Origin of the sequence: Streptomyces sp. GESEQ-4, from assembly GCF_017948455.1 — a bacterium.
Lineage (GTDB): Bacteria > Actinomycetota > Actinomycetes > Streptomycetales > Streptomycetaceae > Streptomyces.
Map to the genome: position 1 here is coordinate 29,614 of NZ_JAFFSU010000013.1, position 12,850 is coordinate 42,463.

General features: G+C 70.0%; 14 protein-coding genes. 4 read left to right on the top strand and 10 right to left on the bottom strand.

The genetic code is table 11. From position 1 onward, the window contains the following. Nucleotides 1–1,008, top strand: coding sequence for a recombination regulator RecX (recX, locus tag KCH48_RS24260; RefSeq protein ID WP_210576826.1), 1,008 nt, complete (start codon nt 1–3; stop codon nt 1,006–1,008). A gap of 208 nt (nt 1,009–1,216) precedes the next feature. Here the strand turns inward: recX and KCH48_RS24265 are convergent, their stop codons facing one another. From KCH48_RS24265 to KCH48_RS24295, 8 genes are all read right to left on the bottom strand, one after another. After that, the gene (locus KCH48_RS24265; protein WP_307840930.1) at nt 1,217–1,636 is read right to left on the bottom strand and encodes a rhodanese-like domain-containing protein; all 420 of its coding nucleotides are present in this window, start codon (nt 1,634–1,636) and stop codon (nt 1,217–1,219) included. After that, complete coding sequence (locus KCH48_RS24270) at nt 1,633–2,175, bottom strand: cysteine dioxygenase family protein (RefSeq protein WP_210576827.1); 543 nt, start codon at nt 2,173–2,175, stop codon at nt 1,633–1,635. The genes KCH48_RS24265 and KCH48_RS24270 overlap by 4 nt, the downstream gene beginning before the upstream one ends. Nucleotides 2,176–2,253: 78 nt before the next feature. Continuing rightward, the gene (locus tag KCH48_RS43460; RefSeq protein WP_374104709.1) at nt 2,254–2,340 is read right to left on the bottom strand and encodes a putative leader peptide; all 87 of its coding nucleotides are present in this window, start codon (nt 2,338–2,340) and stop codon (nt 2,254–2,256) included. Nucleotides 2,341–2,421: 81 nt separating this feature from the next. Then, nucleotides 2,422–4,056 carry an FAD-dependent monooxygenase gene (locus KCH48_RS24275; RefSeq protein ID WP_210576828.1) on the bottom strand — a complete coding sequence of 545 codons (1,635 nt, stop codon included), beginning with the start codon at nt 4,054–4,056 and terminating at the stop codon, nt 2,422–2,424. Between the two features lie 176 nt (nt 4,057–4,232). Continuing rightward, complete coding sequence (locus KCH48_RS24280; RefSeq protein WP_210576829.1) at nt 4,233–5,159, bottom strand: amino acid ABC transporter permease; 927 nt, start codon at nt 5,157–5,159, stop codon at nt 4,233–4,235. Further along, nucleotides 5,156–5,824 carry an amino acid ABC transporter permease gene (locus tag KCH48_RS24285; RefSeq protein WP_210576830.1) on the bottom strand — a complete coding sequence of 223 codons (669 nt, stop codon included), beginning with the start codon at nt 5,822–5,824 and terminating at the stop codon, nt 5,156–5,158. Before KCH48_RS24285 ends, KCH48_RS24280 begins: the two co-directional genes overlap by 4 nt. Nucleotides 5,825–5,899: 75 nt before the next feature. Continuing rightward, nucleotides 5,900–6,751 carry a glutamate ABC transporter substrate-binding protein gene (locus KCH48_RS24290; RefSeq protein WP_210576831.1) on the bottom strand — a complete coding sequence of 284 codons (852 nt, stop codon included), beginning with the start codon at nt 6,749–6,751 and terminating at the stop codon, nt 5,900–5,902. 82 nt (nt 6,752–6,833) lie between these two features. Further along, nucleotides 6,834–7,610, bottom strand: a complete 777-nt coding sequence (locus KCH48_RS24295; RefSeq protein WP_210576832.1) for an amino acid ABC transporter ATP-binding protein — start codon at nt 7,608–7,610, stop codon at nt 6,834–6,836. Nucleotides 7,611–7,900: 290 nt separating this feature from the next. Here KCH48_RS24295 and KCH48_RS24300 point away from each other — a divergent pair, with 290 nt between their 5' ends. Both KCH48_RS24300 and KCH48_RS24305 read left to right on the top strand, forming a co-directional pair. Next, complete coding sequence (locus tag KCH48_RS24300) at nt 7,901–8,587, top strand: response regulator transcription factor (protein WP_210576833.1); 687 nt, start codon at nt 7,901–7,903, stop codon at nt 8,585–8,587. A 9-nt stretch (nt 8,588–8,596) separates the two neighbouring features. Continuing rightward, a complete protein-coding gene (locus KCH48_RS24305) occupies nt 8,597–10,006 on the top strand; it encodes a HAMP domain-containing sensor histidine kinase (RefSeq protein ID WP_210576834.1) in 1,410 nt (469 codons plus the stop codon). Nucleotides 10,007–10,027: 21 nt separating this feature from the next. On the opposite strand, the gene KCH48_RS24310 is transcribed toward KCH48_RS24305, so the two are convergent. After that, nucleotides 10,028–11,026 (bottom strand): TAXI family TRAP transporter solute-binding subunit, encoded by a 999-nt coding sequence (locus KCH48_RS24310; protein ID WP_210576835.1) that lies wholly within the window; start codon nt 11,024–11,026, stop codon nt 10,028–10,030. A 109-nt stretch (nt 11,027–11,135) separates the two neighbouring features. Here KCH48_RS24310 and KCH48_RS24315 point away from each other — a divergent pair, with 109 nt between their 5' ends. Then, the gene (locus KCH48_RS24315; protein ID WP_210576836.1) at nt 11,136–11,540 is read left to right on the top strand and encodes a MazG nucleotide pyrophosphohydrolase domain-containing protein; all 405 of its coding nucleotides are present in this window, start codon (nt 11,136–11,138) and stop codon (nt 11,538–11,540) included. Between the two features lie 55 nt (nt 11,541–11,595). On the opposite strand, the gene KCH48_RS24320 is transcribed toward KCH48_RS24315, so the two are convergent. Then, nucleotides 11,596–12,849 carry a cation:proton antiporter gene (locus KCH48_RS24320; RefSeq protein ID WP_210576837.1) on the bottom strand — a complete coding sequence of 418 codons (1,254 nt, stop codon included), beginning with the start codon at nt 12,847–12,849 and terminating at the stop codon, nt 11,596–11,598. Nucleotide 12,850 lies beyond the last annotated feature (1 nt).

Sequence of the window (12,850 nt, forward strand, 5' to 3'; positions counted from 1 at the left end):
GTGACACGACGAACCGACTGGGCCGAGCACGTCTACCCGGGCGCTCCGCGTGAGCGGCAGAGACCGGGTGACGGAGGCTCCTACGCGGCGGACGACCGCGGGGACCGCGACGCGGCCGTGCTGTACGACCACGTGGAGCGATACGGCTACGACCACGTGGAACGGTACGGCAGGGGCGGGGAGTACGGCGCCGAGCCGGGCGGTGCGGCGTGGCCGGACAGGGGAGAGTCGCCGGACGGTGGCGCGGTGCCCGGCGCCGGTTCGGCGGGCGGTTCGCGTCGCCGTGGCCGGTCTCGTCGCGCGGGCGGCGGGGATCGTGACGCGGGCAGTGGGGCTTGGGACGCGGGCAGTGGCGCTCGTGACGCGGATGGCGGGGTCCGCGACACGGGCGGCGGAGCTCGCGCCGGGGGCGGTGGACGCGGGCGTCGACGGCGTGGCCGTGGGGAGCCGTCCGGTGAGGACGAAGGCGCCTCCTCCTCGTCGAGGGCCGAGCGGGAGGAACCTTCAGGGGACCCGGTGGAGCGGGCGCGGGCGATCTGTCTGCGCCTGCTCACCGGGACCCCGCGCACGCGAAAGCAACTCGCGGACGCCCTGCGCAAGCGCGAGATTCCCGACGACGCCGCCGAGGAGGTGCTGTCGCGGTTCGAGGAGGTCGGGCTGATCAACGACAGTGCGTTCGCGGACGCCTGGGTGGAGTCCCGGCACCACGGCAGGGGCCTGGCCCGGCGTGCTCTCGCCCAGGAGCTGCGGACCAAGGGCGTCGACTCCACACTGATCGACGCGGCCGTGTCGCAGCTCGACTCCGAGCAGGAAGAAGCGACCGCACGCGAACTCGTCGCCCGCAAACTGCGCGCCACCCGCGGTCTCGACCGCGACAAGCGACTCCGCCGCCTCGCGGGCATGCTCGCCCGCAAGGGCTACCCCGAGGGCATGGCCCTACGGGTGGTCCGGCAGGCGCTCGAAGAGGAGGGCGAGGACACGGAGTTCCTCGGGGAGGAGGGGTTCTGAAGACGACGGGTTCTCAAGACGAACGCGTTCTCAAGACGAACGGGCTCTGAAGACGTCGGGTTCTGAAGTGGGCTCTCCGCGGGGGAGGGCTCCCGGCACGTCGGCCCCGGACACGGTGGACGCGCGGGGGCGCCCATCGTGTCCAAGGCCGCACATGCCGTACCAACTCGCCCAGCGGTTCCGCGTGATGGACGGCCTCACATGTCGCTCAACCCTGCCCCGACGTCACCGGAAGCCCCGCGTCCCGCCAAGCCTGGAAGCCGCCCACCAGATCAGTGGCCCGCCGCAAGCCCAGCTGATGCAGGGATGCGACCGCCAGACTGGAGGCGTATCCCTCGTTGCACACCACGACCACGCGCAGGTCATGGCTCGTGGCCTCGGGTGCCCGGTGGCTGCCCTGGGGATCGAGGCGCCACTCCAGTTCGTTGCGCTCGACGACCAGGGCGCCCGGAATCAGACCGTCCCGCTCGCGCAGGGCCGCGTACCGGATGTCCACCAGCAGCGCCGCACCGGCCTGGACGGCGTCGTAGGCGTCCTGCGGCTCGATGCGGTCGTAGCTCTCGCGGACCCGCTGCAGCAACTCTTCGATGCCGACCGGCCGTTCGCTCGCACTGCTGCCGCCGCTCACTGCCAGTCCTCCGGGCGCTCGACCTGCTCCAGGCGCAGGATCGGCCCGGTGCGGCTGTAGCGGCGAATCTGTGGCAGGGGCGGGTAGTAGGCGTGGACGGAGATGGCGTGCCGGTCCGGCGACTCGTTGAGGACTTCGTGGACGTGGTGGTGGCCGAAGGAGCGGCCCTGGCCGGCCGGCAGTCGGCGCTCCCGGTCCACGTCCTCGCTGAGTTCCAGGGTCTTCCAGCCATCGGTGGGGAGCCGGGCGGCCAGCGAGTGCTCCTTGAGCTCGCCGGCGGCGGTCAGGAAGGCACCGACCGAGTCGGCGTGGTCGTGCCAGCCGGTGCCTGTGCCGGGTGGCCAGCCGATCAGCCAGGCCTCACTGCCGCCGGGCCCCTCCAGACGCACCCAGGTGCGGCCTTCGGGGTCGAGTGGAAGAGAGGCGATCAACGCGGCGTCGGCGGCTGTGCGTCGTACGAAATCGAGAAGGTCCGCCTGGGTGGGCGCAGTCGGCGCCGAGGCAGGGACAGAGCTGGAGAGAGAGGGGGAGACAGACACGTACACCGTCCTGATGAGCGTTCGCGGGAGCGCGCGGCTGCACTTCGGCGGCGCGCGCAGGTGAAGAGGGATGCGAATTCAGCAGGACCGGGTACACATGCAGCCCGCAAAGCGGACGAGGTCCATATGGACCCTCCGCCACAGGTGCACACACGTGTCGATCACGCTGCGGAGTACACCATGTCGGCGTGGACCGGTCAACTCACGGTCACTATATGGACCGGATCGGATGACGACGGGTGCCGCTCAGCGCGACCCCGCCGTGGCCTCCGCTTCTGCCTCTGCCCCCGCCCTCGCCCGCACCGGCCCGCCCAGTGTCGCCTCGGCCGCTGTGTACAGGTCGGCCGGGCGCACGCCGTTCAGCGCGGTGACCAGGTGTCCGTCGGGCCGCACCAGCAGCACCGTGTGCGCGGCCGCCCCCGGGTAGCTCTCGGTAACCAGCAGCTCGGCTGGGTGTGGCAGCGCCGTCACCGCCGCAGCCAGCCGGGGCATGATCCCGGCGGTCACCCAGTGCCGCCGCTCCCACACGCCCGTGCCCGGCGCGACCAGCACGACGAGCAGCGCGCCACGGCCGAGCCGGTCCCGCAGCCGCACGAAGGAGCCGTCCTCCGCGGTGACCCGCACGTCGGTGACCTGTGCGCCGGGCAGTGTGTCCACGACGGTCTCGCCCTCGAGGGGCCCGGGCGCGAGCGGTGAACGGTCGTATGCCCCCGTCGCGCCCAGTGCTCCCTGCCCCAGGTGGCCGTCGGTGAGCAGGCCGTCATGGCCCCGGGCCGATCCGGGGACGTACGACCGCAGCCCTCCGCCCCCGCGCACCAGGGGCAGGGCCTGGTCGGCGGCGCGCAGCCGGGCGGCGACGATGCCGCGCCGCTCGGCCTGGTAGCTGTCGAGCAGTGCCTCGTGCGGCCCGTGGTGCCAGGCCAGCGCCAGCTTCCAGGCGAGGTTGTCGGCGTCCCTCAGCCCCTCGTCCAGCCCCTGCGTGCCCAGCGCGCCGAGCAGATGGGCGGCGTCCCCCGCGAGGAAGACCCGGCCCACCCGCCACCGCCGGGCCAGGCGGTGATGGACGATGTGGACTCCGGTGTCCAGCAGCTCGTACGGCGGTGTCGAGCCGCCTGTCCAGCCCGCGAGCGTCTCCCGGACGCGGGCCACCAGCAGCTCCGGCGTGACCAGGTCCTTGCCGGGCGGCAGCAGCCAGTCCAGCCGCCAGACGCCGTCCGGCAGCGGGCGCCCGGTCACCTCCCCGCCCGAGGGTCCCGACGTCCGCCACGGCGGCATCCGATGGAGCAACGCTTCGTCGGGCCACGGAAGTTCCGCCCGCAGCGCGGCCACGGCGTGTCGCTCCACCGCCGTACGGCCGGGGAAGCGGATGTCCTGGAGCTTGCGCACGGTCGAGCGCGGGCCGTCGCAGCCGACCAGGAAACTGCCGCGCCACCACGTTCCCTTGGGGCCGCGGGTGTGGGCCGTGACGCCTGAAGGTTCCTGCTCGATGGTGTCGAGGCGGCTGTCCGTCGCGATGTCGACCAGCCGTTCGCCGGTGACGGCCGCGCGCAGGGAGGACGTCAGCACGTGCTGTGCGATGTGCAGCGGGGCGGCCAGCCCTGGCTCGGTCTCGGTCTCGTCGAAAGTGACCGCGCGCATCACCTGCTTGCGGCGCATCGACCGCCATCCGGCCCAGCGGCAGCCCGCCTCGGCCGACGGGACGCCGGTGAGGCGCTCCACGAGGGCGGCGGTGTCCTCGCGCAGCACGACCGTGCGTGCGGGACGCGGCTCGTCCTTGCCCGGGCCCTCGTCCAGGACCACCGACGGCACTTCCTGACGCGCCAACGCGAGCGCGAGCGTGAGCCCGACGGGCCCCGCCCCGACGATGATCACCGGGTCCACGACGCGGCGCCCCCTGCCCGCAGTGGCGTCCTCAGGGACGTGGGTGAACAGGAAGTTGGAGCAGGGTGCACGATCACAGAACGTATGCAACCTATTGCTGGTGCTTGCGTCAAGTGACGGAGGGCAGTGGCGATCATGCCACTGCCCTCCGTGCGGTCGTGCCACTTGACGGTTGATCAGATGCCGCCGGCTCCTCCGAAGCTGCCGCCGGCGCCGGTCCCGTAGGAGCCGCCGACCTCCGCCGCGTTGAGCTCCTCCACGTCGTCCTTGCCGAGCACCGCGCCCGTGCTCCGCTTGCTGCGCCGCAGCCTCTGCTCCAGCCAGCCCGCGAAGCTCGTGAGGATGAAGTTCAGGACGATGTAGATGGCCGCCACCACGATGAAGCTCGGGATGACGGTGGCGTAGAACGCCGCGAGTGTGCCGCGCGAGTTGAGCAGCTCGGTGAAGCCGATCATCACGCCACCCAGTGCGGTGTCCTTCACGATGACCACCAGCTGGCTGACGATGGCCGGCAGCATCGCGGTGACGGCCTGCGGCAGCAGGACGCTGGTCATCGTCTGGCCCTTGCGCAGTCCGATCGCCTGGGCCGCCTCCGTCTGCCCCTTGGGCAGGGAGAGGATGCCGGCTTTGACGATCTCGGCGAGGACCGAGGCGTTGTAGAGCACCAGGCCCGTGACGACCGCGTACAGCGGACGGTCTTCGGTGCTGACGTCCGTGTAGCTGGAGTAGAACTGGTTGGCGAACAGCATCAGCAGCAGCACCGGGATCGCCCGGAAGAACTCGACCACCGCACCGGCCGGGATCCGTACCCACCGGTGGTCGGACAGGCGGGCGATGCCGAAGATCGCGCCCAGCGGGAGGGCGATGATCATGGAGAGCGCCGCTGCCTTCAGGGTGTTTGCGAGGCCGGGCAGCAGATACGTCGTCCAGGCTTCGGACTCGGTGAACGGCTCCCACAGGGCCCACTCCAGCTGGCCCTTGTCGTCCATCGTCTTGTAGATCCACCACACGAGCAGGGCGAGGAGGACGAAGAACACCACCGAGAGAATGATGTTGCGCCGCTTGGCCCGGGGGCCTGGAGCGTCGTAGAGGACCGAGGTCATCGCTTCACCGCCAGTCGCTTGCTCAGCCAGCCGAAGAAGAGGCCGGTGGGCAGGGTCAGAACCACGAATCCGAACGCGAAGACGACGCCGATGAGTACGACCTGCGCCTCGTTCTCGATCATTTCCTTCATCAGCAGGGCGGCCTCCGCCACACCGATCGAGGCTGCCACGGTGGTGTTCTTGGTCAGCGCGATCAGCACGTTGGCCAGCGGGCCGATCACCGAACGGAAGGCCTGGGGCAGCACGATGAACCAGAGGATCTGGCTGAAGCTCAGCCCGATGGCACGGGCCGCCTCGGCCTGTCCGACGGGCACGGTGTTGATGCCCGAGCGGATCGCCTCGCAGACGAAGGCCGCGGTGTAGGCGACGAAACCGAGGACCGACAGCCGGAAGCTCAGGGCTTCGAAGTCGTCGGCGGCGCCCAGCGTCACCCTGAAGATGTCGGCAAGGCCGAGTGAGGCGAAGACGATGATGACCGTCAGCGGGATGTTCCGGACGATGTTCACGTACGCGGTGCCGAATCCGCGCATGAGCGGGACGGGGCTGACCCGCATGGCGGCCAGCACAGTGCCCCAGATCAGCGAGCCGATGGCGGAGAGGACGGTGAGTTGCACCGTCGTCCAGAACGCCCCTAGGACGTCGTAACCTTCAAGAAAATCGAACACGATCTCCCGCGCTTCCGGGTGTAGAGATGCCCGGGTGCGCCGCCCCGCCGGGCGGCGCACCTGTCAGGCGCTGCTTCAGCTCTTGATGTCGCCGATCTTCGGGGCGGGCTCGTTCTTGTAGTTCGCCGGGCCGAAGTTCTCCTTGACCGCGGTCTCCCAGGCGCCGTCGCTGACCATCTTCTCGAGGGCGGCGTTGATCTTGTTCACGGTCTCGGTGTCGCCCTTCTTGACGCCGATGCCGTAGTTCTCGTTGCTGAGCTTCAGGCCGGTCAGCTTGAACTGGCCCTTGTACTGCTCCTGCGCCGCGAAGCCCGCGAGGATCGAGTCGTCGGTGGTCACCGCGTCCACAGCGCCGCTCTGCAGACCGGCGATGCACTCCGAGTAGGTGCCGTACGAGCGCAGCTGGGCCTTCGGGGCGATCTCGTCCTTGACGTTCTGCGCCGAGGTCGAGCCGGTCACCGAGCACAGCTTCTTGCCGTTGAGATCGGTGGCCTCGGTGATGTCCGAGTCGGACTTGATCAGCAGGTCCTGGTGGGCCAGCAGGTAGGGGCCGGCGAAGTCGACCTTCTGCTTGCGCTCGTCAGTGATCGAGTAGGTGGCCGCGATGAACTTCACGTCGCCGCGGTCCAGCGCGGTCTCACGGTCGGCGCTCTTGGTCTCGACGAACTCGATCTTGTCGGGCGCGTAGCCGAGTTCCTTCGCCACGTACGTGGCCACGTCGACGTCGAAGCCGGAGAATTCGCCGCCGGCTTCCTTCAGGCCGAGACCCGGCTGGTCGTACTTGATGCCGACCTTGATCGTGCCGCCGCCGCCGTCGGTGGCGCCCGATCCGGCATCGCTGTCCTTGTCGTCGCCCCCACAGGCCGTCGCGGTCAGGGAGAGGACGAGCGCAGCCGCGGCCGCTGCGGTGACCTTGCGGAGCTTCATGGTGAACATCCCTTGGTGTGATGAGGAGAATGCCGTTTGGTGCGGGTGACGCAGCTCGTCGCGCGGGCGCGACGGGTGGGGGTCAGTGGTGGAGGATCTTCGACAGGAAGTCCTTGGCACGGTCGCTGCGGGGGTTGCTGAAGAACTGGTCCGGCACAGCTTCTTCGACGATCTTGCCGTCGGACATGAAGACCACCCGGTTGGCGGCCGAACGGGCGAAGCCCATTTCATGAGTGACGACGATCATGGTCATGCCGTCGCGGGCGAGCTGCTGCATGACCTCGAGGACCTCGTTGATCATCTCCGGGTCGAGAGCCGATGTCGGCTCGTCGAAGAGCATGACCTTGGGGTCCATGGCGAGGGCGCGTGCGATGGCGACACGCTGTTGCTGGCCGCCGGAGAGCTGCGCGGGGTACTTGTCGGCCTGGTTGGCCACCCCGACCCGGTCGAGCAGTGCGCGGGCCTTCTCCTCGGCCTTCTTCTTGTCCGCCTTGCGGACCTTGATCTGGCCCAGCATCACGTTCTCGAGCACGGTCTTGTGCGCGAAGAGGTTGAAGGACTGGAAGACCATTCCGACGTCGGCGCGCAGTCGGGCGAGCTCCTTGCCCTCCGCGGGCAGCGGCTTGCCGTCGATGGCGATCGCGCCGGAGTCGATCGTCTCGAGGCGGTTGATGGCGCGGCACAGGGTGGACTTCCCGGACCCGGAGGGCCCGATGACCACGACGACTTCGCCGCGGGCGATCGTCAGGTCGATGTCCTGGAGTACGTGCAACGCGCCGAAATGCTTGTTGACGCTCTTCAGGACGACCAGGTCGCCGGTTGCGGCCACATCTTCCTTGGCCACCGATACTTTGGTCATCGCACTCAGGCTCCGTCCTCCTCGGTTTCCGGAGGACAGTAATAACCCTACGCGACCTGCGTCTCTACATCTGAGGGGAATCTGAGCATCACGATCCGATAGCAATCGGACACCTGTCGTAGCAGTTGTGACCTGGGCGGGTTGCTTCCGGGTAACGGATGCGCCGCGCAACCGGAACCCTCTTGACGCCGTCCTCATCCATCAGCGTGACTGCAACGTGCGCACGCGCGCGTGCCCGCGTTTTTCTACCCACCGTCACCGTACGGCCGATGAACTGAAGGGAGCCGGGAATGAGACTGCTCCTCGTCGAGGACGACAACCACGTCGCCGCCGCTCTGTCCGCGGTCCTGGCCAGGCACGGCTTCGACGTGACGCACGCCCGCAGCGGCGAGGAGGCTCTCCAGGCGCTCGTTCCCGAGGGCGCGGGTTTCGGTGTCGTACTGCTCGATCTGGGCCTGCCCGACCAGGACGGCTATGAGGTGTGCGGCAAGATCCGCAAGCGCACCAGCATCCCGGTGATCATGGTCACCGCGCGCTCCGACGTCCGCTCCCGGATCCACGGCCTCAACCTGGGCGCCGACGACTACGTGGTGAAGCCGTACGACACCGGAGAACTGCTCGCCCGTATCCACGCCGTCAGCCGGCGCACCGTCCACGAGGACGCCGCCGCCGGCGGTGAGAGCGTGCTGAAGCTGGGCTCCATGCACATCGACCTGCCCACGCGACGGGTCAGTGTGGACGGTTCGGTTGTCCAACTGACCCGCAAGGAGTTCGACCTCCTCGCCCTGCTGGCCCAGCGCCCCGGCGTGGTCTTCCGGCGCGAGCAGATCATCAGCGAGGTGTGGCGCACCAGCTGGGAGGGGACCGGGCGCACCCTGGAGGTGCATGTCGCGTCCCTGCGCGCCAAGCTGCGCATGCCGGCCCTGATCGAGACCGTGCGCGGCGTCGGCTACCGGCTCGTCGCCCCCACCTCGTAGCGGGCAAGGGTGCGCACTCGTCTCCTCCCGCTGCTCATCGTCCTGATGGCGGCCGTCCTGCTCGCCCTCGGCTTCCCGCTCGCCGTCAGCGTGGCCGGAGCCCAGCAGCAGAAGGTGGTCGTGGACCGGATCGACGACACGGCACGCTTCGCCGCCCTCGCCCAGTTCGTCACCGACGCGCCCAGCGGGCGGACCGGCACCACGGTCGTCGACGAGCGCCGGGAGGTCCTCAAGCGTGAGCTGCTCAGCTACTACGAGGTCTACGACATTCGTGCCGGTGTCTTCTACCGCAACGGCACCCCCATGGCCAGTGCGCCGACTAGTTGGGATCAGCCGGAGAAGGGCGAGGTACGTGACGCCTTCGGTGAGGCGCTGCTCAGCCGCCGCAGTCACGACCCGCGGCAGGTGTGGCCCTGGCAGCGCAACCGGCTGGTCGTCGCGTCCCCGGTGATCAGGGACGGTGACGTCGTCGCCGTCGTCGTCACCGACTCGCCCACCGGGCAGATGCGTTCACGGATCCTGCACGGCTGGCTGATCATCGGCGCGGGCGAGAGCGCCGCGATGCTGCTGGCGGTCGGCGCGGCACTACGACTCACCGGCTGGGTGCTCCGGCCGGTACGGGTCCTGGACTCCACCACCCACGCGATCGCGAGCGGCAGCCTGAAATCCCGGGTCGCGGTGGCGGGCGGGCCGCCGGAACTCCGCAGGCTGGCCCGGTCGTTCAACGAGATGGCGGACAACGTCGAGGGCGTCCTGGAGCAGCAGCGCGCCTTCGTCGCCGACGCCTCGCACCAGTTGCGCAATCCGCTCGCGGCGCTGCTGCTGCGTATCGAGCTCCTCGCCTTCGAGCTGCCCGAGGGCAATGAGGAGATCGCCTCCGTCCAGGCCGAGGGCAAGCGGCTGGCCCAGGTCCTGGACGACCTGCTCGACCTCGCCCTGGCCGAGCACGTGGAGGCGGACCTCAGGCTCACCGACATCGGCGAGCTGACCGCCGAGCGCGTCGCGGCCTGGTCGCCGACCGCCGAGGCGAAGGGCGTACGGCTGGTGGGGGATTGCCCGCCCACCACGGCCTGGGTCGACCCCGTCACCCTGTCCAGCGCGCTGGACGCGGTGATCGACAACGCGGTGAAGTTCACGCCGAAGGAAGAGCGGGTGGAGGTGACCGTCACGGCCAACGGCGACACGGCGACCGTCGTGGTCACCGACAACGGCCCCGGCCTCACCGACGAGGAGCTGGCCCGTATAGGCGACCGCTTCTGGCGCAGTGGCCGTCACCAGAACATCAAGGGCTCCGGCCTCGGCCTGTCCATCACGCGTGCGCTGCTGGGGGCGGCCGGCGGCTCGCTCTCGTTCGGCCATCACCAGCCGCAGGGGCTGACGGCGACGGTGACGGTGCCGAGGTCGGAGCCGGTGTCCTAGCGGGTCCTGCCGATGGTGGGACTACGGCTTGACGGACTGGTAGTAGCGCCGCGCGCCATCATGCAGTGCCAGCGGGTCCGTATAGATCGCGGTGCGTACGTCGACCAGCTGGGCCGAGTGGACGTGGTTGCCGATGCCGTCACGGCTGTTGATCACGGTGCGGGTCAGCCAGTCGGTGAGCCGGGGATCCATGTCGGCCCGGGTGATCAGCAGGTTGGACACGGCCATCGTCGGCACGGCGTTGCCCTTCTGGATGCTGGGGTAGGCCGACTCGGGCATCTCGGTGGCGCGGTAGTACCGGGTGGCGCCGCCCTTGGCGTGCACCTTGGCGACGAGGTCGGCGTCGATCGGCACGAACCGGTAGGCGAGGCGGTCGGCAAGCTTCAGCAGGCCCTCCGTCGGCAGCCCACCGGACCAGAAGAACGCGTCGATCTCGCCCTTCTTGAGCCGGGCGGGCCCGGTGTCGATGCCGTCGGAGAGCGGCGTGATGCCTTTCTCCGGGTCGATGCCGGCCGCCTCGAGCACGCGGTTGGAGATCAGCCGTACGCCTGAGTGAGCCGGCCCTATGGCCACCCGCTTGCCCCGCAGGTCCGCCACCGAGTCGATGCCCGAGCCCGGACGGGCGACGAGCTGCACGTAGTCGTCGTACAGCCGCGCGACACCGCGCAGCCGGTCGGCGCCGGGCCTGCCGGCCAGGTCGTACGTCTCCACGGCGTCGGCCGCCGCGATCGTGAAGTCCGCCTTCCCGGTCGCCACGCGCGCGACGTTCTCCTGCGAGCCGTCGCTGGTGGTGAGCCGCACGTTCAGGTTCGGCATGTCCTTGTTCAGCTCTTTGCGCAGCAGCTTGCCGTACCTCTGGTAGACGCCCGCAGGCGTCCCGGTGCTGAACGTGATCGTCCCACCGGGCGGATCCTCACCGAGCGGCAGCAGCCACCACAGCAGCAACCCGAACACGACAAACCCGGCAGCCGAGCCCTGCAGGGCCCGGCGCCTGCCGATACGGGGGAAGACCTGGGACATGCGGGCGATCCTGCCAGCACGGACGCGGTGCTGACCAGCGCCGGGGTCACAGATGGGGCGACGGCGCCGCCCCCAGGGACTGTCAGTGGCGGTCGCTAGAGTTCCCCGCATGAGCTCTTCGCCCGCCCACCTGGTCCGTGCCTTCCATCGCGCCGTCGGGCTGGACGTCCGCAGCACCCCGACTGACGTGTCTCCCGAACTGGCTGCGCATCGGGGCGAGTTGCTCGCCGAGGAGGCTGCCGAAGTCGCCGAGGTCTCGGTCACCGGCCCGCTCGACCGGCTCGCGCACGAGCTGGCGGACGTGGTCTACGTGGCGTACGGCACGGCGCTCGTCCATGGGTTCGACCTCGACGCGGTGATCGCCGAGATCCACCGCTCCAACATGAGCAAGCTGGGCCCCGAAGGCCACGTCGCCCGCAGATCGGACGGCAAGGTCCTCAAGGGCGAGCACTACGAGGCACCGGACGTGTCGGGGGTACTGCGCCGCCAGGGGTGGGCACCCGGCGCGGCGTGACGGTGGGGGCGCGCCGCTGTGTACTGCGGCCCCGACGAACCCCGGCCCCAACCCCTCAGCGACCCGTCCCCGTATCCAAGGCATTCGCCGCAGGGGGCACCTCCGGCGATTCCGTCGCCCTGGGCGGACTCTCCCGCGCGTCCCGGCGCTTGCTCCGACGGCCGCCCCACCACATGGCCACCGGCTCGGTGTAGCGCGCGGTCAGCGGTCCGAGGACGACGAGGATCAGGACGTACGCCGTCGCCAGTGGGCCCAGGGACGGCTCGATGCCCGCGCTGACGGCCAGCCCGGCGATGACGATCGAGAACTCGCCGCGGGCCACCAGGGCGCCCCCCGTGCGCCAGCGGCCCTTGACGGAGATGCCGGCGCGGCGGGCCGCCCAGTAGCCGGTGGCGATCTTCGTCGCGGCGGTGACGAGGGCGAGCGCGAGGGCGGGGAGCAGGACGGGCGGGATGCTGGCGGGGTCCGTATGCAGTCCGAAGAAGACGAAGAAGACGGCGGCGAACAGGTCACGCAACGGGCTCAGCAGGGTGTGGGCGCCCTCCGCGACCTCCCCGGACAGCGCGATGCCGACCAGGAACGCGCCCACGGCCGCGGAGACCTGGAGCTGCTGCGCCACGCCCGCGACCAGGATCGTCAGCCCGAGCACCACCAGCAGCAGCTTCTCCGGGTCGTCGCTCGACACGAACCGGGAGATCACCCGCCCGTATCGCACCGCCACGAACAGCACCAGCCCGGCCGCGCCCAACGCGATCGCCAGCGTCACGCTGCCCGCCAGCAGCCCGGCCCCGGCCACCAGCGCGGTGACGATGGGCAGGTACACCGCCATCGCCAGGTCCTCCAGGACCAGCACGCTCAGGATGACCGGGGTCTCTCGGTTGCCGACCCGGCCCAGATCGCCGAGCACCTTCGCGATCACCCCGGACGACGAGATCCAGGTGACACCGGCCAGCACGACGGCGGCCACCGGCCCCCAGCCCAGCAGCAGCGCGGCCAGGGCACCCGGCAGGGCGTTGAGGGCGCCATCGACCAGCCCGGCGGGGTAGTGGGACTTGAGGTTGGTGACCAGATCGCCGGCCGTGTACTCCAAGCCGAGCATCAACAGCAGCAGAATGACGCCGATTTCCGCACCGGTGGCGATGAACTCCTCGCTCGCGCCGAGCGGCAGCAGCCCGCCCTCGCCGAAGGCGAGCCCGGCGAGCAGGTACAGCGGGATGGGCGAGAGCCGGAAGCGGGCGGCGAACCGGCCGAGCAGGCCGAGGCCGAGGATGATGGAACCGAACTCGATGAGCAGGACCGCGGAATGCACC

Excerpts from the sequence above, each read along its gene's own strand:
- KCH48_RS24280 (WP_210576829.1), bottom strand. The coding sequence starts at position 5,159 with ATGACCTCGGTCCTCTACGACGCTCCAGGCCCCCGGGCCAAGCGGCGC.
- KCH48_RS24295 (WP_210576832.1), bottom strand. The coding sequence starts at position 7,610 with ATGACCAAAGTATCGGTGGCCAAGGAAGATGTGGCCGCAACCGGCGAC.
- KCH48_RS24315 (WP_210576836.1), top strand. The coding sequence starts at position 11,136 with ATGAGCTCTTCGCCCGCCCACCTGGTCCGTGCCTTCCATCGCGCCGTC.
- KCH48_RS24290 (WP_210576831.1), bottom strand. The coding sequence starts at position 6,751 with ATGAAGCTCCGCAAGGTCACCGCAGCGGCCGCGGCTGCGCTCGTCCTC.
- KCH48_RS24300 (WP_210576833.1), top strand. The coding sequence starts at position 7,901 with ATGAGACTGCTCCTCGTCGAGGACGACAACCACGTCGCCGCCGCTCTG.
- KCH48_RS24310 (WP_210576835.1), bottom strand. The coding sequence starts at position 11,026 with ATGTCCCAGGTCTTCCCCCGTATCGGCAGGCGCCGGGCCCTGCAGGGC.